This is a genomic window from Paraburkholderia aspalathi, assembly GCF_900116445.1.
In the GTDB taxonomy this organism is placed as follows: Bacteria; Pseudomonadota; Gammaproteobacteria; order Burkholderiales; family Burkholderiaceae; genus Paraburkholderia; species Paraburkholderia aspalathi.
In genome coordinates this window covers 67,610-94,106 of sequence record NZ_FPBH01000029.1, presented here as the reverse complement: position 1 = coordinate 94,106, position 26,497 = coordinate 67,610, and the positions used below count along the sequence as shown (strand labels likewise).

Genomic DNA, 26,497 nt, shown 5'->3' with positions numbered 1-26,497 from the left:
CAATGATTATCAGCCCACCCTTTCTGCCCGCTGCGGGCGCGACTTCCAGTAACGCCGATGCTCCTGATCCGATGATGGATGCTGTCGATCAGTTTGAACTGGCGCACGGCATCTATCCGATCGCCTTTGACAGGCGCTGGCATCCCGGCATCCATCTGATGCCCGGGACTCAAAACGAGCGCGTGCGCGCCATCGCCGACGGCGAGGTTGTAGCTTACCGAGTTACCCAGCAAGCCGTTGATGGCGGTGAGGGGGCGTTGGACAGCAACACAGGATTTGTCTTGCTCAAGCATGCGACCGAAACCGGTGACGGTCGATCAATCACCTTCTATTCGCTGTACATGCACTTGATGGAACTGGACGGCTATACCGGTCTTGGTGTTCAAGTCAATTCATTGCCTGAATTTCTAAGGACGCCGACGCCTGAGGAAGGGCAGGCGGGCGGCGGGAAAAAAATCCACCGGAAAGATGTGCTGGGACTGCCGGGTCGTTGCCACGGCCAACGGCACATCCATTTTGAAATCTTCATGCTACCGAGCGATTTCAATGCGTTCTTCGCCAGCACTCAGCTCGATAACAAGCAACCGGCGACGCCGACGCATAAGGATTGTTGGGGACACACCTACTACATTATTCCTGCCGGTCAGACTTTTCTCGCCAAGCCAACCGGTACCGACGCGCACAACAAGCTGCGTGGCGTCGCAATAACTACGTTGCAAGGCGGGTCGAATGACGGCTATCCCTTGCACGTCGAGACGTGGTTTCACCACGGAAACAAGTACACCAATACCTGGAAAGTGAATCAGGATGGTTCAAGAACGTTGTTCACGCCCCAACCCGTCAAGGAAGCCGGTTACGAATACGATCTTTTTACGCGGGCATCGAATCTCTATCCGGACTGCCCGAGTGACGGCTATGAACTGCTGCGTTTCGGAAGGATTCTGTCAGATCAGCCGACGTTACAGGACGGTGAGACTAACACCCCGCCCGGTCCTGCACCCGGGCTGAGCGGCAATCCACATCCTATGACTCAGGCGAACCCTTGTGTCACGTGGATGCGGATCACTTGTGCCGAGGGACAGGAGGGTTATCTTGACGTTAATGGCAGCAATATCGTAAAGCTGTCCGATGCTGATTTTCCATACCTCACTGGCTGGACGAAGATCAGCGAGGACAATACACCCTATAGCGACGACGGGATGTGCGACATCGATGAACTGGTGAAAATTATCGGTGAGACTGCGCCGCAACCACCTGGCGCGAAGGAGTATGAGGATGAAGATGCGCTAAGCAACTATGTGAAGGGCAACAATTCTGTTCGGACGACGCTAAGAGGTTTCATATGCGAGGCTCCGACAGAGTGGAATAGCGCTCACAACGACACACGCTACGCGAAGCTAAATGAGGCGGATGGCTTCTATGGCAAGCAGAAGGACGCGAACCCTACGGGCTACAGTGATTTTCTGAAATTGCTGGCGAAATTCCAGTTCTGGGACAAGACCGGCATCGCCGATAACAAGCTCTGGTTTTTCCACCCGCTGCAGTTCATTCGCCATTTCAGAAAATGTGGATGGCTAGGCATGAAGGAGTTCGAGCAAATATATTCAGACGCCCGGTATAGCCCGCACAAACGTCCTCATGCGCCTCAGCTTCGCTCGACGTATCTAACGCCTTTGAACTGTGCCGTGCGTAAGTACGGGTTGACGTCGCCTACAAGACTTGCGCATTTCCTTGGCCAAGGCGCTGTTGAAAGCGGGTGGCTCGGCTCTATGCAAGAGACAAGCATGCTCGGACATCTTGATGCTATAGGGTTTCACGGAACATCTGAGAATCCGGCGTCAACGGCCGCCGAATCAGGCCTGGGCCATTGGTATGGCGCTATTCCCGCCGAGGATGACGCTTGGTTCCGCTCCAAAAAATACAACAGTCATGGGGGGCTGATTACGGGGTCGTACGATTGGAAGCTGGGCAACTGCGATCGCGAAGATGCGCAGAAGTTTCGTGGACGGGGATTTAAGCAGTTGACCGGTCGCAGCAACTATGCAGATTACTGGCTATTTCGAGGATGGCTGAAGAAAACTGATTTTTCTCCGCATTGGTGGGATGACCCGGCTTATCACGGACACAACAGAAGCGGCATGACCCGGCAACCTGCGATAATTGACAATCCGCAGCACGTAGCCTTGCCTGAAAATTGCGTCGACAGTGGTGGGTTTTATTTGCGTTGCGAAAGACCGAACGTAGCAAAGGAGATTGATGCAGACAGTTCAGAGGCAGCTGAAACCGAAGAGCTGAAACGCGCGGAGTTCGCAATTTCGCAGAAGGTTACGAGAGCGATAAATGGTGCCTTACTGGCAGATAGAGAGCGATGGGAGGATACACGTGCAGCTAAGAAAATTTTGTCTTAAAGTTCAGTTCCAGATGGTTTGCGTTGCAATGTTGGCGGTTGTTGTGCCTACAGCTTACGCGGACGATAGCTTTACGATTGCAGGTAAATCTATAAACGCTGTAATAGATGGACAAAGCAGGCAGTGCGCGCTGGACATCACGCCCTCGTACGCCGTTGAAAGTGCTGACGGAGGCGCGCTCATGGTGTCGGAGCGTGGATACGTGGTTGTCTCCGATCTCAAAGTCTGCCGATCGGGTGCCCCTGTCCACGTGAGTGAAATTCCTAACGGCGTTGGCTTCTTGTCCGATATCAACGTCGCCAAAGGGGTGTACGTCGCACTCGACTTTGTTAGCACTCAACCCACCCTGTACCTTGCAACTGTCGCTAAGATCGGCAGCAAGAAGAATATGGTTACCTTGGGCGGCGCCTATACCGGTGGGAAGGGAGTTAGCCAATTGAAGCGGGCGGCGTTTTCCGCCTCGGGCGACGCTGGATCATCAGTCATTTCACCTGACGGCCGCTACGTTGCGCCCAATGGCCAGCTCGACTGTGGCGAAGACGCTTATCCGGGGGTGTGGGATATTCAGAAAAACAAACGGGTTGCAATGGACGGCGATGCGTGTAACGCCCTGTTTACACGAGAGAAATAGCTGACTGCTGAACCGCGCGCACTTCCGCGGCTATGCGGCCACAAGAAATGGGAAGCGACACCGTCACTCCAGAAGCTAGGGGCTGCCGGTGGGCGGCGAGTCAGCCAGGCATCGCAGGAGCAATGTGAAACGATATCTGATACTTGATGGCGATCAGACAACGACAGCTGGAACAATTCACGCAAAGGACACCGCGCTAGGCTTGAACGGTCGGTATGTTGCGCATGAAGGCGACGAAGTGTCGTGTCCGGCTTGCAGTTCCACGGGCACGATCAGTTGCGACGGGCCACGATTACCGATGAATGGACCGGACAACCGGCGCACAGCGCTAAGCGATGATCTCTGTATCTGCAAATGTAGTCCGCCGCCGAAACTGGTAGCTTCGCAGCAGTCGGCGGCGATCGAGGTATGACCGCGCGACGGTCAAGTCCACCAGCCGTGCTGGAGGGGCTCGAGGCACATCGAAGGTATTACTCGCCCCTTGCACTTTAGAAACCATAAGGTTGAATGCTTACAAAAGCTATCTTCGCGGTTGTCCTTTTCGTGCTGTCTCTGGCCGCGCATGCCGAAGTGACGAGCGAGACGTTTTGCTTCAGTTCCGGTGGTGCCAAATCGGTCAACTTCGAGATGCGCACATATTACGATTCGTCCAGCAAGTTCTCGTCCGGATTCGTCAAGTACCAGACCGCGAAGCAGCCAATCCCGCTTGTGCTCGCCAATTCGGCCGGCGAAACGATCGATAAGAATGCGCCTGACCAGGAAAGCACGACATGGATCGAGGTATTCAACGGACAAGTAACCGGCGAATACGAAATGGTTACTCAAGGAACCGGTGTGTCCTCTATGGCCTACACCAGCAAGAAGATAAATCCAAAGATTGGATTCCTGCTTAATACCGGTGCAATGGCGCAAGGCGGCTGCAAGTGGTAACTGGCCTAATATGCCGACTAGGCATGAGCCAGCGGAAAACGGATTCACCACCATGAAGCGTTACGCGATTTTGGACGGAGACAGGACCATGGCCAGTGGTACGGTGCTCGGCAGCTCGACCACGCCCGAACTGAGTGGCCGGAGCATCGCATACGAGAACGATGACGTATCGTGTCCGGCGTGCGGTTCGACAGGCATGATTCAGTGCGATGGACCCGACTCCCGATGACGGGGCCGGACAGGCGACACGTGGCGATGAGCAATGACCTCTGGGTCTGCAAATGCAATCCACCGCCGAAGCTTGTTGCTTCTCGGCAGTCCATGTCGGTCGGCGCCTGAGGTTCCATTCCATCCGTAACTGGTGCCCCACACAGTCTGTATGACAACTGGCAACGATCGTGTCGCAAGAGTTCGCACCTATCTCACAGCGGAGGGATTTACCCTGCTGCTGCGTCAGCGCGTATTGGCGCTGCACTCCGGTGGCCACATTCAAGGGACCAACGATCCGAAACTCCTGCCAGACGAATTTGGCAACCGGCAGGACTTGATGAAAACCAACAGTGACGCGAAGGAATGGTCAGCCGATGATTGGTTTCCTGCTGCCGTTTGAAGATCACCGCTCGACCACCACGCTGTACGGCATGATCTCTGCGCCGTCGGCAAGCGGTACCGCCGTCTAACCGGACCTCGCGTGAAAGCACTTCTCAATGTGTTGCGTATTGCCGCCGCTGCCTTGCTGCTGCTGGTAGCCCCGGCCCATGCCGGCGCCCTAACCTCTCTCGGTAACAAGCTGGCGACTACCATGTCTGACTTGCCACGTTACGAAAAACTGCCGCTCTTCGATCCGCATCGCAAAGACTTCACCTGCGTGTATCAGGCGCAACGGGGACCCGCACCCGATCCGCAAGCTGAGATGTGGTTTCAGCAGGCACTGGCGATGGATGATCCGAATTTGCCGATCGATAGAATCGACTATGCGAAGGTCTATCAGCTCTATTTGCAGGCAGCAGATCGAAACCACTGGAAGGCGATGCTGAATCTCGCTTCATTGATCTTGAGCAAGCGCCCCGGCATACCGGAACAAGATCCCGAAGCCGCAATCCAATCGGTCGAGAAAGCAATGAAGCTGGGCATTCCTGATGCCTACGACCGAATGGGCGTGTATCACCTCAACAAGCTGGTCAAGGGAGGTGACGCCACGAGTGCCTACGCCTTCTTCCAGCGAGCGGCAGATATGGGAAGCCCAGCGGCAATGGCGTTCCTTGGCGACAAACTGTCCGGCACGTACGATGACCCCGAGGGTGAGTTCTGGGGCAATGTTCCTGTGGCCGTCAAGATGTTGGAGTGCGCCTTTGCACAAGGATATGGTCCCGCAGCATACGATCTGGGATTCATTTACAAGAGATCCAATACGGTAGAGGCAAAGACCCGCGCGCTTCAGGTTTTTCACGAAGGCGTGAAACGCGGATGCGAAAAGTGTGCGAGCAAGTTATCGGTCGAATTCAACGGCATGTATCTCACCGACGGTACCAACATCGTCGGGCATGTAGACAAGGCACGTGCTCAGCGATACAGCAAGATCCGCGATGTCCTGAAGCTCTATGACGGGCGACTGAAACTGCCAAACCTCGACAAGGTGCTTCCGCTGCCACCTGCGCCGTTACCCAAGTGGGACGGCAACGTACAGACACTCATCGACGGCGCGAAGGCTGTAGCACCGCCGCCCCAAAGCCATGTTGCCAGCGATCATCCGATGGCCGTGCTGTACAACCGGTGGGATCAACAGGCGTTCGTCGAGAAAGATCACGCGTTTCCGCATCCTGGTGAGCGTTTCATCGACGCGGCGATCGCCGATGTGCAATGGACGTATCTTGGCAGTCCGAACGCGGAAACTGGCATGCCCGGTATACGCGAGATCGGTTTGTGATTAAGTCTGATCGGCAGGCCGTAGCACCGGCCAAAGTTGGAGAAAGCTGATGGCTCGTCAGGTCATTGTGGTTGGCGATACGCTGGCCCCACACGGAGGTACCGTTACGACCGGTTCGAATGCCGACATCGTGGACGGCAAACCGATTGCCCGCAAGGGCGATACGGTCGAGTGCAAGGAGCACGGCACCCAGACGATCGAGGAAGGTGACGGGAACAGCATGTTCGGCGGTGCTCCGGTTGCACTGCACGGGCATCATGCGACGTGCGGCTGCACGCTGGTGAGTCGCTGTTCGACGGTTACCATGCCTTGACCTCGGGCGCGGTGGCGAGAAGTAGGGCAACGATTTGTTCGATTGCGTCCAGCCTAATAGGCATCGCTTCGCGCTTGTGCGGTTGGACGCCGTAATCCTCGTTCGAGGAATTGACGCTCGATGGCGCTCCCACGAGGGCCACCGAAGCATCCTTAACGTACGTTCTTGCCGATCTGCGGTCGTCGGAATCGTGATGATGGCGACCAAAGCCGCCATCATCTACTTAGTGCATCGTTTCACTGGCAGGCGCGAGGCTGAGAGCGACAGCCTTGGCTTTGTCATCATGTGAACAACAAGCCACTATGTGTCCCGTCAGCATGCCCCGATACAAGTCCACATCGAGCTTTGCCCGTCGCTTCGACTGACAAGCAATGCCTTCCAATGCCTCGACCAACTGCGCATTGTCTTCGGGTGACCAGCCGCCGGTCCGGACCGACTGCGCAATCGCCGCCAACCGTCCAAACTGCTGCACATAGAAATCCCCAGCGCTGGCCGCTGCATCGAGCAACCCTTCGATGAACTCATCGCGCGTACGAGGTTTGGAAAAAGAAGAGGGGGTATTCGAAGTCATAAAAGCGCTCCTGGTAGGTAGTCCAAAAGCACCCGCATCCGCTGTCAAACGGGTGAGCGGGCACAAGACGAAGTTGACAGACCGACACCTACCCCTGCCGGCAGACCCCGAAGGGTCTCCTCGCCAAGGCCCGCCCATAGACGTGCGAAGGCAACACACATGAAAAAGCCGCGTCGCGCGGCTATGTGCGGGGTAGGTGTGATTCGGGCTGTCAAACCCGGCCACCCTTGTCTAGGCGGCACCCAAAAGTATAAATCACCGCACCCAACTGGAGGCCAACCACCCAGGCAAATCGGTATCTTCTTCACGCCCTAAGTCCGCCACATTTGCATCCATCGTTGCGGTTCATTGATACGCAAGTGAGACTGCGCGCATCACGACCGGACGAGGCAACATTTCTCTCGCCCCGACATTGGCGATCGGACGACATCTCGTTTACCCGCAAGTCTCGGCTCAGAAGCCATGCCAAACAGAAAGCGTCGCGCCCGTATCGTGCGAATGGAAAACTGCCACACGTGCAGTTCCAGAAAACACCCAATCGTTGACGGTCAACGACAGCCTTCGCTGCGGTTGTGCACCGAGCGTTAAAGTCGTGTTCGGCAACTGGGCTATCGAGAGTTGCGGCGCCAACGACGGACCCAGATTGAGATAACTCGACGTCTGCTGCGGTGCCGCCTCAGGCGTTGGCGTCGCAACGCTCCCAGCGCCAAATCGGAATTCGCGGATCGCCTGCGTACTATAGAAATTATCGACTTGCGCGTAAAACGGCTTTCCCTGGTCCGACTGATATTCCATTTCATAGCGATGCAAATACCGCTGCGGTTCCGGAATGGGTGGAACAACCGTCTCGGGCAGAGGCGCGATGTTCGCAACGGTCATCGCTTCGGGCAGGTCGGTGGCAAGGCCACCCGCGAACGCATATCCGTTCAGAACAAGGAATATTGCGCCGACAATCCTTTCGTTCAGGCAGGTCATGGCCGTGCCTCCAATGAAGGAATTGAAACGTCACGCTACCGACTGCTATGCCTGAATTGACCGCCGACCGCCCCTGCAATCTCGCTTTTATCAACACATTGTAGTCAGCCCTTCGCGTCTGGCTAGCAATGTATGCAGCATCACCGTGCTCCGGAGATTGATGAGGGGCACAGTACGGCCTGGCGCGCGAGCCAGCCACGCCGGCACCTTGAACACTTTGGATATGAAACGTTAATTTGAGTCGATCGTCATTCGTTCTCTTTATCCCGGCTGTCGCTGGCCAGGGGATCATTTGATCGTTGCGCCCCCCGCATTGCCCGTTTGATTGCGCTGCGAGGCCTTCTTCACCACCCAACTTTGCTCCGTCCAAAACGATGCAAAAAATGAGCACAGCACCGAATTTATGCGATTCACATAATGGACATGTACGTTCTCGGGTCGCAAGAACGAATTCACTTACCGCGGACGCACAAATTGAAAGCAATTAGAAAATAATCCGATGCTTGTTTGTCATAAATTATTTCCGCCTGAATTCGACATGCGCAGCCATTGCCCACTTGGCCGATTCGCGTTCGTGACCCGTCGAATTATGGTGAAAAAGAAGTGGCACTTCCCGAGTCGCCTGAGTGCCTGTAAAGTCATACAGCGTTTTCGCGTCGAGCCTAAAAACACAGACGCCAAACACATAGCCACAACGATGTCCCGAACAGTTTGCAAGACCAGTTTTGTAAAACAGGCTTCAAAAGGGGATTCACATGTCAGTCGGCAATTCGGTCGTTGACACGACCAAAAGCAGCACGAAATACAAAGTCATCAAGTGGTCGATTATCGGGCTGTGCATCGCCATCGGCGCGCCGCTCGCCATCCTGCTGGTCAAAGGCCTGGTAGGCCTGATCCTCGCGGCGGTGATCGGGCTTGCGGCGATCAACTTCGGTCCCGTTCTCGCCATGAAGTTCGCGAACCAGAAGGTCAAGATGTTCGTGAACGAAGCGAAGTCGAACCCGATCGAGACGCTCTACAACGAACTGGCCGAAAAGCAGGAAGGGGCCGAGCGGTTCAAGAAGAGCATCACGGATTTCCGCACCGAAGTGAAAAACTTCGAAGATAAAACCGCGCAGTTTAAAAAGCAGTATCCGGAAGACGCGGCGCGTTTCGAGACCCAACTCGCGACGATGAGAAAACTGCTCGCGTTTCGCGAGGGGCGCTATAAGCAGGTTCAGGACGAACTCAAGCGATTCTCCGACGCGATCGACCGGGCCAAAGCGCTGTGGGATATGTCGCAATCCGCGCAACGCATGAACAAGATCGCCGGCATGCAATCGAGCGACACGTTCGCGCAAATCAAAACCGACGCCGCCCTCGACTCTGTGATGAACTCGGTCAACAAAGCATTTTCCGAAATGGAAACGTCGCTGATGGAAAGCGCGGAAGTGCAGCAAGCCAAGGCCGCTACCGAGATCGGCGCTATCAGTCAGCCCGCCCAGCAACTCGGCTCGCCCGCGGCGCCCAAATAATCTGGCGCGCACCGCTCGACTACTCAACTCGATCAAAAAATAATGAAGAAAATTCTGGGTTCGGTTCTTTTCCTGATCTTGCTCGCTGCCGGTTGGTATATCCACGAAGGTGGCCTGAAAAATCCGCTTAACAGCAGCCAGAGTGCTGACAAAGACACCGTTGCGGTGAATGGTGTCGACACAGGCAACCCCAGCAGCGCCGACGTCAGAACGCCAGCTCCGAGCAATCCGGACGGTTTCGTGCCCAACAAGGACACGCTGAAGTCGATCTTGAGCAACGGCGTCGTACGCGTCAGCGTCGAAAATCCATCGCGGCCGTTTTACTCGGAAGACAACGGCAAGCCGCAAGGCTTCAACGTCGACTTCGCCAATCTGTTGTTCGCGCAGAAAGAGTTCACCTCGGGCGATCATCCGACCATCGCCGTCGACACGCACCACGGCGTGGACACGTATCCGGCAGTCCCCGATCAGCTGACGAAAACCGACAAGCAGGGCAACGCGGTCGTCGACGTCGCCATGGACGGCCTGACGTTCCCCGACAACACCCCGAGCGGCGTCGTCTATTCGATTCCCTACGTCGAGGACTTCGGCTATTCGTTGATCGTCGCCAAGGGTTCGCCGGTCCGCTCTGCCTCCGATCTGGCGGGCAAAACGGTCGGCGTGCTGCAGGGCGATCCGGACGTGAAAGCGTATGTCCAGAAAGCGTTCCCGAATAGCAAGATCGTCGAGCTGTCGGATGCGAGCATCGAAGGTCAGCGGTCGTGGATGTCGCACTTCCTGGACGAGCATCAGGTCGACGCCATCGTCTACGACTATCCGTTCGGCGTATCGGAAATCAAGGGCACTGACCTGACCTTCGCTGTCACGAAGCTGGACGGCTCCAACCTTGCGTACAAAATCGGCGTACGCAAGGAAGACAGCGCGCTGCTGATCTACCTGAACTCCGCGATCGCGAAGGTCAAGCAGTCGCCGGCCTATCTGGACCTGCTGCGTAAATACTTCATCAGCGACCAGGTGCTCACCACCGCTGCGACCGGCGGCGAGAAGACCTATGTGGTTCGCTCGGGCGACACGCTGAACGCCATTGCCGCGAGCCAGTTGGGAAGCGGTGCGCGATTTGTTGAAGTGCAGAAGCGCAATAACCTGCCGAACCCCAACCTCATCCTTATCGGTCAGCACTTGATCATTCCGGTGCGCTGACGCGGTAGATTTTTCTGCCGGGCCCTCGCGGCCCGGCATGAACAACTCTCCCCGATTGCCAATGTGAGCACGCCGCACGTCGGCTAGCTCTGTCTCGCCGGGTCGCGTGCCCGTGTCTGCCGTCCAAAATCCGCCAGATTTGCATCCGTTTCAACCCCCGCTGCGTAAATCCCTTCAAGGACGCGCCACCCCGCCATACCCAACTAACCGACCGCGCGCCCCTGAAACCAGGAGACGCGCCCATGACCCATTCCGCACCGACCTCACCACTACCGCGCGGCTCGCGGGTCGCGGTTATCGGTGCCGGTATCTCGGGTTTGGCCAGCGCCTATCTGCTGGCGCGCAACCATCAGGTCACGCTGTTCGAGTCGGCAGGCTATGCGGGTGGCCACACCAACACGGTGGACGTCACGCTCGAGGGCCACACACATCCCGTCGACACGGGTTTCCTGGTTTTCAACGACCGCACCTATCCGAACCTGATCGCGCTGTTCGCCGAACTGGGTGTCGAGTCGCACCCGAGTGAAATGACCTTCTCGGTCTCGCTCGACGAAGGCCGCCTTGAATGGGCCGGCACCAGCCTGAACACCGTGTTCGCGCAACGTCGCAACCTGTTCTCGCCGACCTTCATCGGCATGCTGCGCGACATCATGCGTTTCAACAGCAGTGCGCAGAGCAATCTTGATCTCGCGATGGAAACGCGCGCATCCATGGGTGAACTGCTGACGGCCGGAGGTTATGGCGGCGCGTTCCAGCGTCACTACCTGCTGCCGATGGCCGCGGCGATCTGGTCGAGCGCGACCGCCGACATCCTTGCCTTTCCGGCCACCACGTTCCTGCGTTTTTGTCTGAACCATGCGCTGCTTCAGGTGAACCGCCGGCCGCAGTGGAAAACGGTGGTCGGAGGAGGGCGCGAGTACGTGCGGCGTATCGTCGGCACGCTCGACGACGTGCGCATCGGTACTGCGGTTAAAGGCGTGCGACGCGATGCCGACGGTGTCGATGTCTTCATGGACAAGGGCACGGAGCGCTTCGACGCGCTGGTGCTCGCCACCCACGCGCCCACCTCGCTGCGTCTGCTGGACAACGACGCCGATCAGGACGAGTGCAGCGTGCTGGGCGCCGTGCGTTACCAACCAAACGTCGCGGTGCTGCATACGGATACGAATCTGCTGCCGCGTCGACAGCGTGTGTGGTCGGCGTGGAATTATCTGGGGAGCCGCGCGGTCGACGGTACGCATCCGGTGTGCGTCAGTTATCTGGTCAATCAACTGCAGCCGCTGCCGTTCAGAACGCCGCTCGTCGTCACGCTCAATCCGGTTACGCAGCCGGCGCCGGGCACCGAGTTGCGCCGCTTCGTCTACGACCATCCGTTGTTCGATCTGGCCGCTATCGATGCGCAACACCGTCTGCAGTCGGTGCAAGGCAAGCGCCGTACCTGGTTCGCGGGCGCATGGACGGGCTATGGTTTTCACGAGGACGGTCTGAAGTCGGCACTGCGCGTGGCCGCCGATTTCGACGCGTCGCCGGCGTGGGCCAAACTATGAATCCCGCTCGCGTCGAAGCCAACGTTGATCCGGCTGCCTGGCTTTTGACGGGGCAGGTGATGCACGAGCGTCTGCGGCCGAAGCATCATCCCTTCACGTACCCGGTGTTTTGCGTGCGCTGCGATCTGGATCGTCTTGCGTCGCTCGATAGCAGGTGGTTTGGCGTCGATCGCTGGCGGCCGCTCAGCTTGCACCAACGCGATCACGGTCCACGCGACGGTAGCGATCTCGCCACATGGATGCGCGCGCAACTATCGGCGGCGGGTGTGGATGCTGCGGACGGCAGGATCTGGCTGCAAGCGTTTCCGCGTGTGTTCGGTTATGCGTTCAATCCGGTCAGTTTCTGGTTTTGCCACGATATCGATGGTCATCTGCGCGCGCTGCTGGCTGAGGTGCGCAACACCTTTGGTGATCGTCACAGCTATCTGCTGAGCGCTGCGGGCAACGCTCCGATCACGTCCGAAACACAACTCAAATGCCGAAAAGTGCTGCACGTGTCGCCGTTTTGCCGCGTCGAGGGGACCTACGAATTTCGCGTCAGGGAGACGCCAAACAGCGCGCTGGTCTCGATCGACTACCACGACGCTGACGGTTTGCTGATCCGCACCGCGCTGGGTGGCCGATTAAAACCCTTGACGCGCTCGACAGCGCTCGCCGCGTTGATCCGCCAACCGTTGCTGACCGCCGGCGTCGTCGTACGAATTCATTGGCAGGCGTTGCGCCTCGTCATCAAGAAAGCGCCGTTCTACGGCAAACATCCTGCGCCGAGCCGCACCGCTGACGCACCCACCGACCGCGCCGCAGCCGGCCAACCGTCCGCCGGTGCGCACCCCATTTCGTCCGATTGAGGAGATTCAGCCATGGCGCTTTCAAGAACCCTGAGCGAACACCGAACAGTCCCCGCTTCGGGCCGTCTGTTTCTCTCTTTGCTCGAACGGATTCAGGTTGGGCATCTGGTGCTGATCACGCCCGACGGTCAGCAGCGCGTGTTTGGCGATCCGCACGCGGCGCCGGGCGCGCGTCTGGAGCTGGGCGACTGGCGTGCGTGCGGCGCGATTCTGCGCAAAGGCGATATCGGTTTCGCCGACGCATGGCGCGCGTTCTGGGTCGACACGCCTGATCTGGCCGCCTTGCTGCGCGTCGCGATTCGCAACGAACGCGCGCTGCAACGCACGGTCTATGGCGGCTGGCTCGCGCAGCTCTGGTACGGGCTGCGTCATAAGCTGAGGCCCAATACGCGTGCGGGCAGCCAGCGCAATATTCACGCGCACTACGATATCGGCAACGCGTTCTACGCGCAGTGGCTGGATTCGACGTTTACCTATTCGAGCGCGGTGTTCGACAGCAATTTCTATCAATCGCTCGAAGCCGCACAGCACGCGAAGTATCAACGCATCGTCGACACGCTCGGTTTGCGCGAAGGCATGCGCATTCTGGAAATCGGCTGCGGGTGGGGCGGTTTTGCGATGCACGCGGCGCGTCAGGGCATTCACGTACACGGTATAACGATCTCACCGGCGCAGCTTGAATTCGCCCAGCAGCGTGTGAGCGAAGCAGGACTGAGCGACCTTGTACATCTTGAACTACGCGACTACCGCACGCTGACTGGCCAATACGACAGCATCGTATCGATCGAAATGTTCGAAGCCGTCGGCGAAAAATTCTGGCCGACGTATTTCCGCATCTTGCGCGAACGTCTTCTGCCCGGCGCACGCGCGCTCGTACAAACCATCACGATCGACGATTCGCACTTCGCCGCCTATCGCGCAACCAGTGACTTCATCCGCGAATTCATTTTCCCGGGCGGCATGTTGCCGAGTCCTCAGCGTTTCATCGAAGCGGCGCGGTGTGGCAAGCTCACGGCGCGCACGTCGTTGGCATTTGGGCGCGACTACGCCGAGACCCTGCGCCGCTGGCGCAGCGCGTTCGAAGCGCAACTCGATACGATCCGCACGCAAGGCTTCGATGAGATTTTCGTGCGCACGTGGCGGCTGTATCTTGCGTACTGCGAAGCCGGCTTCGACGAAGGACGCACGGACGTGATGCAATTCGTGCTCACCTCGGCGGATTGATATGCGTGCGCTCGCGGCGATCGTGCTGGTGTTGTGGGCGACGGCCGCCTGCGCCGACTGGCGCGGCGACGTGCAGTCAGCGACACTCGTGGGCGAGGGCGATTTCAGCGTGGTCGGCTTCAAGCTCTACCGTGCGCAGATGTGGAGCGAACGCGTACCCATCGACTATGACGAACGCTTCGCGCTGCACATCATTTACGCTCGCGGCATCAAGCGCGAGCGGTTCGTCGATGCGGGTATCAGCGAGATCAAGCGTCTTGCCAGCGCGCCGATTCCAGCCGATACGTTGGAGCGCTGGCGTGCGGATATGATGCAGGCGTTTGTCGATGTCGGTCCCGGCGACCAGTTAAGCGCGGTCTATCTGCCGGACAAGGGCGTGCGTTTTTATGCGGGTGACCGTATGACCGGCGAGTTCGACGATCCTACATTCGCACGGGCCTTCTTCGGCATCTGGCTCGATCCGTCGACGCGCGCGCCGACCTTGCGCAGACAGTTGCTCGGTACCGCGCAGTGAAGCGTGCATGATTGCGCATCACCATCACGCTGCGCCTCACGGCTCGTCTGTGCGTCGATAAACGCGCTGGTATCGTCGAGTACTGGCGCAAAGCCACGCAGCGGCCCGGCGATGGCGCCGACCAGCAGCGCGTGCCCAATCCGCGGATAGTGTTTCACTTCAACCGTATCGCCGGCGGCGCGCAGCCTGGCCGCGAACCGGTCGGTGTTGCCCGGATCGACTGTCGTATCGCGCTCGCCCGCTGCGAGGAACACCGGTGGTTCGTCGCCTTCGACGAAGTTGATCGGCTGGCTCGCCGCGCGCAATGCAGGCGGGAAAATTTCTTCAAGCGTCGCGTCGTGCAGCGGCAGAAAATCATACGGGCCGGCAAGGCCGATCACGCCGCTCAAGTCGCGCTTGCTCATCTGTTGCGCTGCGAGATAGCGACCGTCGGTGGCCAGCAGCATCACGATATGCGCACCGGCCGAATGACCCATCAGAAAGATCCGTGACGGGTCGCCGCCGAACTCGGCCGCGTGATCGCGTGCCCAGCGCACGGCTGCGGCTGCGTCGTCGACAAAGCCAGGGAAGGTGGTTTCCGGCCACGTCGGATAGTCGGGCACCACGGCCACAAAGCCACGCGAAGCCAGCGCCGCACCGACGAACAGATAGCTGTCGCGCGAACCGCTCTGCCAGCTGCCGCCGTAAAAGAACACGACGATCGGACGGCCGTGCGAACCGCTTTGCGGTGAATTGGCGGCGGGCATGTAGACATCGAGCGTCTGCCGTGGCGAGCGGCCGTACGCGAGGCTGTGCTCAACCCGGAAGTTCTTGTGCGATACGGTGGCGTTGAGTACGCCCGCGGCGCTACAGCCGCCCAGAGCGGCGAGCGCCAGCGCGGCGGTCAAGGTAAGCAGGCGTCGAGGCATGAAAGTCGGGTCCGTCGAAAATCGTTCGTGAATAAGCGTTCGAACAATGTACGCGCCAACCCGATAACCGGATGCGGAAAGCTGCTTTGCCACCTTATCCCGCGTGGAACGGCGGCCATGGAGAAATGCCGGCCACTTGCAGCAACAGAATGAGATTGAGCGCCAGCACGGCGACTGTGCCCGCCACCGCGGCGATCGTGGTCGAGCGGCGATTCCGGTAGCGGCCCATCAAGTCGCCACGCGAGGTGAACCACACCAGCGCGATCATCGGCACCGGTAGTGCGATGCTTAATACCACCTGGCTCAGCACCAGCGCGCGCGTCGCGTCCACTCCGCAGGCAACCACCACGAACGCCGGCGCCATCGTAATCAGCCGCCGCGCCCATACGGGGATATGAAAGCCGACAAAGCCCTGCATGATCATCTGCCCGGCCATCGTGCCGACGACCGAACTCGACACACCGGACGCAATCAGCGCCGCAAGAAAGAGACCCGCCGCGGCGCTACCAAGCAGCGGCGTGAGCGTGCGCCATGCTGTTTCGATGCTGGCCATATCGGCATGCCCCGCATGAAACGCGCTCGACGCCATGATCACCATCGCCATGTTGATGAGTCCGGCCACGCCGAGCGCAACCACCACCTCGATATTCGAAAAGCGCAGCAGCTTGGCGCGCTCACCTTCATTGCGCGGCTTGACGCGATTCTGCATGAGTCCCGAATGCAGGAACAGCACATGCGGCATGACCGTTGCGCCGATGATGCCGACGGAAATCGTCAACGCATTGCTATCGGGCATGCCCGGCGTGAACGTATGCTTGACGACCGATGACCAATGCACCGGCGCAATCAGCAACTCGGCGAGATACGACAGCCCGATCACACCGACGAGCGCCGCGATCGCCAGTTCGAGCGGGCGGAAGCCGCGCTTCTCGAACTGCAGCAAACCGTAGGTGACGGCGGCGGTGATCAGCATGCTCGGCATCATCGGTAGATGCGTGAGCAACGAAACGCCAATCGCACCGCCGACGAATTCCGCCAGATCGGTCGCCATCGCCGCGATTTCGCTGATGCCCCACATCGCGAGCACGCAACGGCGCGGCAGGGCCGAGCGGCATAGTTCGGCGAGATTGCTGCCGGTCACGAGCCCGAGCTTGGCGGATAACGCCTGAAATAACATCGCCACGATGTTCGCCAACGCGACCACCCAGAGCAGGGTGTAGCCGTAACCGGCGCCCGCCTGAATATTGGTGGCGAAGTTGCCCGGGTCCATATACGCGATCGAAGCGACGACCGCCGGTCCAACGAACGGCAGCATCGTCCGCAAGCCGCGACGCCGTCCCGCCAGCGTTTCGCGGATATCGAAACAGGTCTGCTCGGTGAGGGTTTGAGGCACGGCGGCTTGGCTGATCGCTTCGTTCATGACTGCTCCTGTCCGTCTTCAAGCGTTCAAGGCAATCCAGATGAAGGCCGGCCAACGGGTGAGCGCGATCGTCATCGCGGCGACCCGTTGCCGGTGCATCCGGCACAGCGCGTTGCGTGCTTCAGGCGCTCATGTTGAGCGTGCCATTCACGCCGTTCGGGAAGAAGCCACCCTTGGTCGCCATCGAACTCGTCAGGTAGACGATGTTGAGCACGTTGCCATAGCCGCGGCTGAAGGCGAGCCCGTTGCTGTCGAGCGGCACGATGTTCGACGAGCCGGCCGTCGCGCCCGTGATGCCCTGATCGTCGTGGCCGTTCTGGTCAAGGCTGGCGCGCGCGGCGGAGATGGCGTTGGCGGCGGTGTAGATACTCGCCGTGTCGACGCCTTTTGCAAACAGCACTGTACGCACGAGCCCGGCGTGATACGCCTCAGCCGCGAGAATGCCGGCAGCCGCTTCGAGGAAGGTCTTGTTGGTGATGAGCGGAGAGGCGCCCTTATAGGCCGTCACGCCGACGTCTTCGAAGATGAACGCGCCGAGCAGGAAGTTGTTGTCGTTCGCATACGGATTGAAGGCGACGCCCGCGCCGACCAGACCCGCAGCGCGCGCCGCGTTCGAGAACGCTCCGTTCGGATTGGTCCCGCCAATGTCGATCGAGGGCATCGCGACTGCCGCCGAGCCCAACGCACTGCGCAGGAAGGTGACGTGCTCGCGTTCGTCGTTGGCGATTTCGTTGGCATAGGCCTGAACGACCGGATCCTGGAACGGCACCTGCTGCCCTGGAATTACCGTGCCCAGCGTACCCACACCGGACGTCATGCTCGCTGCGAGGCCCGCACCTGTTGTCGCATACGTATAGAACTGCGACTCCAGGTATTCCAGATTCAGCGCGAAGTTGAGAATCTCCGGATCGGTCGGTGCACTGGCGGCCGACGCACTCGAGCCGGAGCCGCCGCCGCACGCGCTGATCAGCGTGCCGCCGACCAGACCTAGGCCGAGTCCGCCAGCGTTGCGGAAAAACTGTCTGCGCTGCAGGCGCCGTTCAACCCGGCGGTCGAATACGTCGATAAGCTCTGCTGATTTATTGCTGGATTCCGACATGGCTATGCTCCTCCGATGGTACGACGCCAATGCCGCGGACTCGCGACGCATACGCGCGGACAACTGCTATCCACGCGATGCTCAAACGCAAATCGCGGACGCAAAGAGGCCCCGTTCTTCTGAGAAGAACTAAACGATGTGGGGAAGAAATCGAGTCCTCAACTTCTTTACGACGCGAATGCGCGGCCAGATGCAAGCCTCACAAAAGATTTCTCTGCGCGCTCGCAGCATGGGGCAGGCTGACACGGTTTTTCCGACTCCAGAAAGCCGATCGGCGTCGTGCGGAAAAAACGCCCGGCGAACAGGTCCCGCCCGGCTCGCGGAGGCCCTCCGGCGATCCTCTGTACAATTGGCCGATCGTCAACATCGTTTCAGCCCCACCGAATTCATGGCCATTACCTACAAGACTCCTGACGACATCGCCAAGCTGCGCATTTCCGGCCGCCTCGCGGCCGACGTGCTGGCGATGATCGGCGAGCACGTCAAGGCCGGTGTCTCCACCGACGAACTCGACGCACTGTGCAACGACTACATTGTCAATACACAAAAGTCGATTCCGGCAAATGTTGGCTATTTGGGTTTTCCGAAGACGGTTTGCACGTCCGTCAACCAGGTGGTGTGCCACGGCATTCCTAACCGCAGCGAAATCCTGAAAGACGGCGACATCATCAATATCGACGTCGCGATTATCAAAGACGGCTATTTCGGCGACACGAGCCGCATGTATTGCGTCGGCCAGCCGAGCACGGTGGCGCGCCAGCTGATCGACACGACCTATGAAGCGATGCTGGCCGGCATTCGCGAGGTCAAGCCAGGCGCCACGCTCGGCGACGTCGGCTACGCGATCCAGAAGATCGCGCAGCGCGACGGTTTCTCGATCGTGCGCGACTATTGTGGGCATGGCATCGGCAAGGTTTATCACGAAGACCCGCAAGTGCTGCACTACGGTCAGCCGGGGCAGGGCGTGCGTCTGAAGCCGGGCATGGTCTTCACGATCGAACCGATGATCAACGCGGGCCGCGCCAGCACCGCGGTGCAGCGTGACGGCTGGACCGTGGTCACCAAAGACCGTTCGCTGTCGGCGCAATGGGAGCATATGATCGCCGTGACCGAAGAGGGCTACGAGCTGCTGACGCCATGGCCGGACGGCACCGGCAATTACGAAGCGCCTTGAACGCAGTGACCAGCGCGCCTGACGAACCGGCTATCCGGACGGTGGGCGGGCGGATTGCTGCGCAGCGGGCGCGCGGCGCCTGCACCAGGAACCGCGGCTAAAGTTCGATCCGGCAAATAAGGATTTGACTCGCGCGCCGGTTCGGTTAAAGCTATGCCTTAGGGTTTCAAGGGGTTTTCGTCTGCATGAGTCCGTCATTGACCGTTCGCCGTATCGCCGCTGATCAGGGCGCTGTTTTCCGCGAACTCCGTACTGCGTCGCTGCGGGAGGCACCCTATGCCTTCGGCGAGACGCTAGAGGACGCGTTGTCGGCGGATGCCGCCACCTTCGACGCCACCGCTGCTGAACACGCTGTTTCGTTTATCTTCACCAGTTTCATCCTCTATACCGAGGGCCATCCGGCAGGACTCATCGAAGCCTATTTCGACGACTCCGAGGCGCGCCGCGCGTTCGTCTGCGAGTTGTGGGTGGCGCCGGCCGTGCGTCATCTGCGAGGCGGCGAGTTGCTGGTCGACACCGCCAGCGCCTGGCTCGCCGGCGAAGGCGCCATGGAAATCTACGCGTGGGTCGCCGACGCCAACCGCAATGCGATGCGCTTTTACGAGGCGCTCGGCTTCGGTCCCACCGGCGAGCATCGCCGCGTCGCGCGTGCGCCCGAGCAGGCAGAAAGCCTGCTGGTGCGGCACGTGCCGACCACATCGCAGGTATTTCAGCAGTGATCTCGCGAGCGGCGCGTCAGCCTGCCGCTCACATCCCATCCGCGTCGCTACAGCGTTCATGGCCAAATGACCGGCCTGGACGCGGCCTGTATGGCCGAGACGTGGCTACGTCATGGGTATTCAGGCCGCCGTGCTGCGTTCTGTCGGCAAAAAAACTCGCTCCCCGCCTGGACGCCTGTAAAATACGCAAAATTTTTTGCCGAACGCTATGTCGCCCAAGAAATCGCCCTTTTTCGAACTCCGCAGCGGCTCTGTCGACACGCTCCTGTTCGTGGTCAAGACAACCGACCTCGACGCGATGCGTGCCGAACTGACCCGGCGCTTCGAGGCGACCCCCGAATTTTTCGCTAACGACGTCGTCGCGATCGACGTGCGCCGGCTCGCCGAGACCGAACGCGTGCCGCTCGCCGACATCGCGCAACTGCTCGACAGCGTGCGCATGCGCCCGGTCGGCGTGGTGGCCAATGCGCAGCAGGCGTGGGCGGCGGAATCCGCGCTGCCCTTGCTCGAAGCGCGCGACCGTCGCGGCGCGTCCGCTAAATCCGCTGACGAAGAAGCCGCCAATGTGCCCGCTACGGCACCGGCTGCCACCGCAGCAACGGCCACGCCGCCGGCCGATCTGTTTTCGGCGGTAGAGGGCACGCCGGCTACGGCCGCCGCGGTCGACCCCGCGCCGGCCGCCGAACCCGTGCGCCTTGCCACCTCGTCGCAAACCATGGTGGTCGACAAGCCGTTGCGCTCGGGCCAGCGCATCTACGCAAAGGGCGATCTGGTCGTACTCGGTCTGGTGAGCTACGGCGCGGAAGTGATCGCGGAAGGCAACATCCATATTTACGCGCCGCTGCGCGGCCGGGCGTTGGCCGGCGTGCAGGGCAATCACGACGCGCGCATTTTCTGCACGTGTCTCGAGCCGGAACTCATCTCGATCGCGGGCATCTATCGTACGACCGAGAACCCGCTGCCGGCCGACGTGCTCGGCAAGCCGGTGCAGATCTGGCTCGAAGAAGAAAAACTGATGATCGAACCGTTGCGGCTCACTTGATAGGCGTGAAGCGCGTGCCGCCCTGAATGGTCACGGCACGCAGCGTTCCACGGCAAATATGGCCGCACATAATTGACGAATTTGACGAACACAAGGTAAGGGTAATGGCAAAAATCATTGTGGTGACTTCGGGCAAGGGTGGCGTGGGCAAGACGACCACGAGCGCGAGTTTTGCATCGGCCCTCGCATTGCGTGGCAGCAAAACCGCCGTGATCGACTTCGACGTCGGCCTGCGTAACCTCGACCTCATCATGGGCTGCGAGCGCCGTGTGGTGTACGACCTGATCAACGTGATCCAGGGCGAAGCCAACCTGAACCAGGCGCTGATCAAGGACAAGAAGTGCGAGAACCTGTTCATCCTGCCGGCCTCGCAGACGCGTGACAAGGACGCGCTGACGCTGGAAGGCGTCGAGAAGATCATCAACGACCTGATCGCGATGGACTTCGAATACATCGTCTGCGATTCGCCGGCGGGTATCGAATCGGGCGCGCTGCTCGCCATGCACTTCGCCGACGAAGCGCTGATCGTGACGAATCCGGAAGTCTCCTCGGTGCGCGACTCGGACCGTATCCTCGGCATCCTGTCGTCGAAGACCAAGCGCGCAATCGAAAGCAAGGAGCCGATCAAGGAACACCTGCTGATCACCCGCTACAACCCGAAGCGCGTGAGCGAAGGCGAAATGCTGTCGCTGACCGACATCCAGGAAATTCTGCGCATCGATCTGATCGGCGTGATTCCGGAATCGGAAGCGGTGCTGCATGCGTCGAACCAGGGGCTGCCGGCTGTGCACCTCGACGGTACCGACGTCGCTGAAGCCTATAAAGATGTCGTGTCGCGTTTCCTCGGCGAGCAGAAATCGCTTCGCTTTACCGATTACCAGAAGCCAGGGCTGCTGCAGCGCCTCTTCGGCACCAAGTAAGGGGAGCGCACGTAATGTCGATTCTTTCGTTTTTGCTGGGCGAGAAGAAGAAATCCGCGTCGGTAGCGAAGGAACGCCTGCAGTTGATCATCGCGCATGAGCGCGCCGGCGGCCATGCGCCTGCCGATTATCTGCCTGCGTTGCAACGCGAACTGGTGGCCGTGATTTCAAAGTACGTGAAAATCTCCGATGACGATATTCGTGTGAGCCTGGAACGCCAGGACGATCTCGAAGTGCTCGAGGTCAAGATCGAAATACCGCAGGTGGGTTCCGCGTAACGTGTTGCGCGCTCTGTTTCGTTCCGTCGATGTGACGTGACGAGGTGGGGCGCGTAAGCGGTGTTGTTGTCTCCTCCCGCCGTTTCTCCTCCGCCGTTTTTCTCGCCGTCGTCCCCGCTAATTCTGTGTTCATGTGCGCTCGCACAGGCCCTCTCACGCGTGCTTTTCGCGCGGCGAAATAATCCGTTGCACTTCGGGGTGTGCCGTTACACGCCCACAGTCAGCGCTTTCGTCCCCTAGCGCATTAAACGGATAACGCCGCATTCGGTGTCCATCCAAAGAGGGAAAACATGAACAAGACCTTTCGCTTGCTGATCGCTAACGCTGTTCTGATCGCTGCTGGTGCATCCGCTGTGGCCTCCGCTTCGGCCGAGGAAGTCGTCGTGATCGCGCCGTCCGCACCGCCGGCCGTGCGTTACGAAGCCGTGCCGGCTCCGCGTGTCGGCTATGTGTGGGATCACGGTCACTGGCGTTGGGATCACGGCCGCTATGTGTGGGACGCGGGCCACTGGCAGGCCGAGCGCGTCGGTTACCACTGGGTGCCAGGCCACTGGGTCGAACACGGTCCGAACTATCGCTGGGTCCAAGGCCACTGGGCGTAAGTCCACCAGCAACAACCGCGTGCGGCACGGCGGAATCGACATCGCGCGTGCCGCTCCCTCCAGTTTGACGACACAGGCGCCACTCATGCGTCCGGCGTAGCGCTCGCCTGTGTTTCTGAGGAACACGTGATGAAAAAGAATCTGCTTCTGATCGCCGTACTGGCGGTCATGCTGGCCGGTTGCGTCGTAGTGCCGGCACGGCCGGTTTATATGCGCGCGCCGGCGGTTGTTGTTTACTGACGCGGGGCGCCGTCTTCAGCAGGCGCATCACCCGTGATCTCATCGACGGCCGCTGGTTCGGGCACGTCGACTTCGGGCACCGGCGCGGGTGCCGGCTGCGGTAGCGGCGCCATATAGCGCTGGGCCAGCGATTCATACAGCGGTGGAGCGAAGAGACGCGCCACGCGGCTTGCGATCAACGCGGTGGCCATCAGCGAAATCACCAGCGCATGACCATCGATCATCTCCATCACGATCACGAACGACGTAATCGGTGATTGCGTGACGGCGGCCAGATAGCCGACCATCGCGAGGGCGATCAGCATCGGCAATTGCATCGAGCCGAACACCATGTGCAGCAGATTGCCGAAGCCCGCGCCGATCGACAGCGACGGTGCGAAGATGCCGCCTGGAATGCCCGGCAGGTACGAGCCGACCATCGAGATCATCTTCAGAAACGGATAGAAGAGGGACAGGTGCTCGTGCCCGTCGAGCAGGCCACGCGCTTCCGCATAGCCGCTGCCGAAGGTCGTGCCGCCGGAGATGAGGCCGACGACCGCGATCACGAAACCGCACAGCGCGGCGAACGCGACCGGCCGCTCGCCGTGCAACTGACGCAGCGGCGCCGGAATCCAGCGCGCGGTGTTGAGCAGCAGCCAGCCGAACACGCCGCCCGCAATACCGGTGACGATTGCCGTGAGCACGACGGCCACCGCCAGCAGATCGGGGAAGTGCGCTCCGATCTGGATGGTGCCGAAATAGGTGTAGTTGCCGTTCAGCCCCAGCGCGATCACCCCGGCGATGATGATTGCCGTGATCAGCACGCCGCTCGCGCGGGCCTCGAAGCTGCGCGTGAGTTCCTCGATCGCGAACACGATCCCCGCCAGCGGCGTATTGAACGCCGCGGACAAACCCGCTGCCGCGCCCGCCAGCACCAGTTGCCGTTCGATCTGCGCGTTCGAGCGTGGATACAGCCGCCGCAGATTGAACATCAGCGCCGCGCCGACCTGTACGGTCGGCCCTTCGCGCCCGATCGTAAAGCCGCCGAGAATCGCCAGAAACGACACAGCGATCTTGCCGACCAGGATCCGGAACGACAACAGCCGTGCGCCGTATTCGCCGGGCTTGGCATGCAGGGTGGCGATGACTTGTGGAATGCCGCTGCCTTCGGCGCCGCGGAAGAACGTGCGCGTGAGCCAGACCGCGAGCGCCGCGACCGCGGGCGTGACGATCAGCGGCGCCCACACGTGGTGCTGCTGCATGGTGCGGAATTCGCCGTAGCCCCAATCGATCAGCCTGGCGTACAGCACCGCCACCAGGCCGACCGCGATCGCGCCGAGCCAGAAGATGCCGTATTGACGCCACAGGCGTCTCGCGCGACGCACGATGCCGGAAGAGAGGGGAGGAAATGCCCGGGACATGAGGATGTGCTGGCGCAAAGGGTGAATTATAAAGCGCGCCCTATCGCTTCAACCGTATGAAAGTTTTTTGAAATATAGTAAAAGGGCTGTTCGTAAGGTGCGCAGTGTAACGCCCTGTATTAATGCCGGGACGGCGCACTGGAGCGTTCGGCGATGGTTATTCCAATCGTCAGCTAAAATGTTTTGATGTTCGAACAATTAATAGGTCCTCAATGAAGCGAGTCCTTATCGTCAAGGTCACTTCGCTCGGCGATATTGTGGAGGCGTTGCCAGTCGTCGCCGATATCAAACGCGCGTATCCCGGCGTAGAAGTCGACTGGGCGGCCGACGAAGCATTCGCCGAAGTGGTGCATTGGAGCCAGAGTGTGGACCGCGTGCTTTGCGCACCGTTGCGACGCTTCAAGAAGGCGCGCAGCTGGGGCGATTTCAAGGCAATCTGGGCGTCGATCGCCGAATTGCGCGCCTACCGCTACGACTTCATCATCGACATTCACGGCGTGTACAAGAGCGCGATCATCGCGTTTCTGGCGCGTTCGTCGAAGCGTATTGGCTACCAGTCCAAGGATCTGGGCGAACGGGGCGCCGCATTTGCCTATACGGGGCGTTTCGGCCCGCGTCCGCAGTGCGATGCATGGCATGGCATGCGCATCAGTGCGAGCGAGGCGCTGGGCTATGAGGTCGAAGGCCCGCCTGTCTACAATCTGCGTCTGCCCGAGCCGGCCACCCCACTGTTCGCGGCTGACAACAGGCCGGTCGCGGCGCTGTTTCACGCCACCTCCAAAGACGACAAGAAGTGGCCGGTGCCCCATTGGGTCGCAGTCGGCCGCGAGTTGGCGCAGCGCGGTTTTCACGTGGTGCTGCCGTGGGGCTCGGAACGCGAACGCACGGAGGCGGAGCAGATTGCGTCGCAGGTGCCGGGCTCGACCGTCCTGCCGAAGCTGAACGTGACCGAAATCGCGCAGATGATCGACGCGTGCGCGCTGGTGGTCGGTACCGATACGGGTTTCGTTCACGTGGCGCATGGATTGCAGAAGCGCACGGTCATGATTTTTGTGGCGACTTCGCCATCGCATTTCGGCATCCAGGCGCCGTTCCGCTCGATTTCGATCGGCGACGGCCACTCAGTGCCGTCGATCGCCGAGGCACTGGAGGCAATCGATTACGTGCATGGCGACGTACACAGCGAGCCACGCGTCGCAGCCATGCAGCACGGATCGGCCGCAGCCTGAGCGCAGCTTTGCAGCGCTTTCGCGCAATCGTTTGGCTAAAAGAAAAGAGGCGCGACGCGCAGTCGCCCAATCAAACGAGCGCTGCCACGGAACGCCTCCGAAAAACGCCCGCGTCGGGGAACTACGGGCGGAGAGGAATCACTGCAATGAACAAACTGACTCAAGCGCTGAGCGGCGACGTCGAGTAGCCGCCTCAGTTCTACAGAGACCGCCGGCCGGCGGTCGAGTTCAATGGCGCATTCTTCAAGACATGCCGTGCGTGCGCCGGCAGATTTGTGCGCCGCTCATTGGCGTCTCGCCGGTGGCTACTCGCGGCCGCTCGCAGCGTTTGAATAAGCGCCGCGCATTACATACCTGTTAAATCTGTCGCTTTTCGTTGAGTGCCTAATTGGCTACACGTGCGCGCTTTTGCGTGACTATTGGCTCAGCCATGGCGCATGGAAACGCGTACCCAATGCCTATGATCGGCGCCCCGACTCGCGCACCCGCCACGGGCAGGACTTGCGCGGTTTGTACATGTTCAAAGCAGTATAGGCGGTGTTTTTGTCTGATGTGTGTCTGTCGTCGTCGCGCTTCGGGTGCCGTGGGTTTCGGGGTCCGAAGGTGTAACACCTCAGTGATTTTCCCTTACAAATCGCAACGTTCGCGCGAAGCAGGGTCGTGTTCAATCGAGTCATTCGGGGTTTCGGCTCGAATGAATCTGACTCGAAGGAGAACAATATGAAACGCTTAATCCTGACCCTGATCGCCGGCACGCTACTCGCAACGGCGCTCGGCGGCTGCATCGTTGCACCGGCGCCTGGCTATTACTACGGTGGCGGCGGTTATTACCATCACGGCGGGTACTACTACCGGTAATGGCCA

Annotated in this window: 26 protein-coding genes and 1 pseudogene; 21 read left to right on the top strand and 6 right to left on the bottom strand. The window is 59.9% G+C overall.

The genetic code is table 11. From position 1 onward, the window contains the following. Positions 1–2 precede the first annotated feature (2 nt). The 7 genes from BM438_RS34180 to BM438_RS34150 all read left to right on the top strand — a co-directional run bounded on the left by BM438_RS34180 (position 3) and on the right by BM438_RS34150 (position 6,209). Entirely contained in the window at positions 3–2,408 is a 2,406-nt protein-coding gene (locus tag BM438_RS34180; protein ID WP_093643935.1) for a M23 family metallopeptidase, read from the top strand. Further along, entirely contained in the window at positions 2,383–3,039 is a 657-nt protein-coding gene (locus BM438_RS34175; RefSeq protein ID WP_167378503.1) for a hypothetical protein, read from the top strand. Before BM438_RS34180 ends, BM438_RS34175 begins: the two co-directional genes overlap by 26 nt. Positions 3,040–3,127: 88 nt before the next feature. Next, positions 3,128–3,451, top strand: a complete 324-nt coding sequence (locus BM438_RS34170; RefSeq protein WP_341865799.1) for a PAAR domain-containing protein — start codon at positions 3,128–3,130, stop codon at positions 3,449–3,451. 131 nt (positions 3,452–3,582) lie between these two features. After that, positions 3,583–3,969, top strand: a complete 387-nt coding sequence (locus BM438_RS34165; RefSeq protein ID WP_244179518.1) for a hypothetical protein — start codon at positions 3,583–3,585, stop codon at positions 3,967–3,969. 379 nt (positions 3,970–4,348) lie between these two features. Continuing rightward, on the top strand, positions 4,349–4,579 hold the full coding sequence (locus BM438_RS45035) for a hypothetical protein (RefSeq protein WP_143131799.1): 231 nt from the start codon (positions 4,349–4,351) through the stop codon (positions 4,577–4,579). An 81-nt stretch (positions 4,580–4,660) separates the two neighbouring features. Then, a complete protein-coding gene (locus tag BM438_RS34155) occupies positions 4,661–5,896 on the top strand; it encodes an SEL1-like repeat protein (RefSeq protein WP_425270756.1) in 1,236 nt (411 codons plus the stop codon). Positions 5,897–5,945: 49 nt separating this feature from the next. Continuing rightward, positions 5,946–6,209: a PAAR domain-containing protein gene (locus BM438_RS34150; protein ID WP_093643926.1), complete on the top strand. Its 264-nt coding sequence runs from the start codon at positions 5,946–5,948 to the stop codon at positions 6,207–6,209. A gap of 223 nt (positions 6,210–6,432) precedes the next feature. Here BM438_RS34150 and BM438_RS34145 read toward each other — a convergent pair whose 3' ends face one another. Further along, positions 6,433–6,780, bottom strand: a complete 348-nt coding sequence (locus tag BM438_RS34145; RefSeq protein WP_093643924.1) for a hypothetical protein — start codon at positions 6,778–6,780, stop codon at positions 6,433–6,435. A gap of 453 nt (positions 6,781–7,233) precedes the next feature. Beyond that, positions 7,234–7,755, bottom strand: a complete 522-nt coding sequence (locus tag BM438_RS34140; RefSeq protein ID WP_093643922.1) for a hypothetical protein — start codon at positions 7,753–7,755, stop codon at positions 7,234–7,236. A gap of 755 nt (positions 7,756–8,510) precedes the next feature. Between BM438_RS34140 and BM438_RS34135 the strand changes: the two genes are divergently transcribed. From BM438_RS34135 to BM438_RS46405, 6 genes are all read left to right on the top strand, one after another. Further along, positions 8,511–9,269 (top strand): hypothetical protein, encoded by a 759-nt coding sequence (locus BM438_RS34135; RefSeq protein WP_093643920.1) that lies wholly within the window; start codon positions 8,511–8,513, stop codon positions 9,267–9,269. 42 nt (positions 9,270–9,311) lie between these two features. Beyond that, entirely contained in the window at positions 9,312–10,469 is a 1,158-nt protein-coding gene (locus tag BM438_RS34130) for a transporter substrate-binding and LysM peptidoglycan-binding domain-containing protein (protein WP_093643918.1), read from the top strand. Between the two features lie 242 nt (positions 10,470–10,711). Then, positions 10,712–12,016, top strand: coding sequence for an NAD(P)/FAD-dependent oxidoreductase (locus tag BM438_RS34125; protein ID WP_093643916.1), 1,305 nt, complete (start codon positions 10,712–10,714; stop codon positions 12,014–12,016). Beyond that, a complete protein-coding gene (locus BM438_RS34120) occupies positions 12,013–12,864 on the top strand; it encodes a DUF1365 domain-containing protein (protein WP_093643914.1) in 852 nt (283 codons plus the stop codon). The genes BM438_RS34125 and BM438_RS34120 overlap by 4 nt, the downstream gene beginning before the upstream one ends. 12 nt (positions 12,865–12,876) lie before the next feature. Further along, a complete protein-coding gene (locus tag BM438_RS34115; RefSeq protein WP_093643911.1) occupies positions 12,877–14,088 on the top strand; it encodes an SAM-dependent methyltransferase in 1,212 nt (403 codons plus the stop codon). Between the two features lies 1 nt (position 14,089). Beyond that, positions 14,090–14,602, top strand: a complete 513-nt coding sequence (locus BM438_RS46405) for a chalcone isomerase family protein (protein ID WP_093643909.1) — start codon at positions 14,090–14,092, stop codon at positions 14,600–14,602. Between the two features lie 137 nt (positions 14,603–14,739). Here BM438_RS46405 and BM438_RS47085 read toward each other — a convergent pair. The 3 genes and pseudogenes from BM438_RS47085 to BM438_RS34095 form a co-directional block, all read right to left on the bottom strand. After that, positions 14,740–15,348 (bottom strand): annotated as a pseudogene (locus BM438_RS47085) (alpha/beta hydrolase); the annotation flags it as partial. 256 nt (positions 15,349–15,604) lie between these two features. Continuing rightward, complete coding sequence (locus tag BM438_RS34100; protein ID WP_093643907.1) at positions 15,605–16,930, bottom strand: Nramp family divalent metal transporter; 1,326 nt, start codon at positions 16,928–16,930, stop codon at positions 15,605–15,607. A 121-nt stretch (positions 16,931–17,051) separates the two neighbouring features. Then, positions 17,052–18,029: a ferritin-like domain-containing protein gene (locus tag BM438_RS34095; protein ID WP_093643905.1), complete on the bottom strand. Its 978-nt coding sequence runs from the start codon at positions 18,027–18,029 to the stop codon at positions 17,052–17,054. A 388-nt stretch (positions 18,030–18,417) separates the two neighbouring features. Here BM438_RS34095 and map point away from each other — a divergent pair, with 388 nt between their 5' ends. From map to BM438_RS34065, 6 genes are all read left to right on the top strand, one after another. Next, positions 18,418–19,203: a type I methionyl aminopeptidase gene (map, locus tag BM438_RS34090; RefSeq protein ID WP_093643903.1), complete on the top strand. Its 786-nt coding sequence runs from the start codon at positions 18,418–18,420 to the stop codon at positions 19,201–19,203. 185 nt (positions 19,204–19,388) lie between these two features. Beyond that, entirely contained in the window at positions 19,389–19,922 is a 534-nt protein-coding gene (locus tag BM438_RS34085; RefSeq protein ID WP_093643901.1) for a GNAT family N-acetyltransferase, read from the top strand. A 208-nt stretch (positions 19,923–20,130) separates the two neighbouring features. Next, positions 20,131–20,964 carry a septum site-determining protein MinC gene (minC, locus tag BM438_RS34080; protein ID WP_093643899.1) on the top strand — a complete coding sequence of 278 codons (834 nt, stop codon included), beginning with the start codon at positions 20,131–20,133 and terminating at the stop codon, positions 20,962–20,964. Positions 20,965–21,068: 104 nt separating this feature from the next. After that, the gene (gene minD / locus BM438_RS34075; protein ID WP_054035077.1) at positions 21,069–21,884 is read left to right on the top strand and encodes a septum site-determining protein MinD; all 816 of its coding nucleotides are present in this window, start codon (positions 21,069–21,071) and stop codon (positions 21,882–21,884) included. A gap of 14 nt (positions 21,885–21,898) precedes the next feature. After that, positions 21,899–22,162, top strand: a complete 264-nt coding sequence (gene minE, locus BM438_RS34070) for a cell division topological specificity factor MinE (protein WP_054035076.1) — start codon at positions 21,899–21,901, stop codon at positions 22,160–22,162. A gap of 290 nt (positions 22,163–22,452) precedes the next feature. After that, positions 22,453–22,764, top strand: coding sequence for a YXWGXW repeat-containing protein (locus BM438_RS34065; RefSeq protein WP_093643897.1), 312 nt, complete (start codon positions 22,453–22,455; stop codon positions 22,762–22,764). Between the two features lie 233 nt (positions 22,765–22,997). On the opposite strand, the gene BM438_RS34060 is transcribed toward BM438_RS34065, so the two are convergent. Then, a complete protein-coding gene (locus tag BM438_RS34060) occupies positions 22,998–24,404 on the bottom strand; it encodes a chloride channel protein (RefSeq protein ID WP_093643894.1) in 1,407 nt (468 codons plus the stop codon). A 212-nt stretch (positions 24,405–24,616) separates the two neighbouring features. Here BM438_RS34060 and waaC point away from each other — a divergent pair, with 212 nt between their 5' ends. Both waaC and BM438_RS45710 read left to right on the top strand, forming a co-directional pair. Continuing rightward, positions 24,617–25,633: a lipopolysaccharide heptosyltransferase I gene (waaC, locus tag BM438_RS34055; protein WP_093643891.1), complete on the top strand. Its 1,017-nt coding sequence runs from the start codon at positions 24,617–24,619 to the stop codon at positions 25,631–25,633. A gap of 720 nt (positions 25,634–26,353) precedes the next feature. Then, a complete protein-coding gene (locus BM438_RS45710) occupies positions 26,354–26,491 on the top strand; it encodes a hypothetical protein (protein ID WP_167363299.1) in 138 nt (45 codons plus the stop codon). Positions 26,492–26,497: the final 6 nt, after the last annotated feature.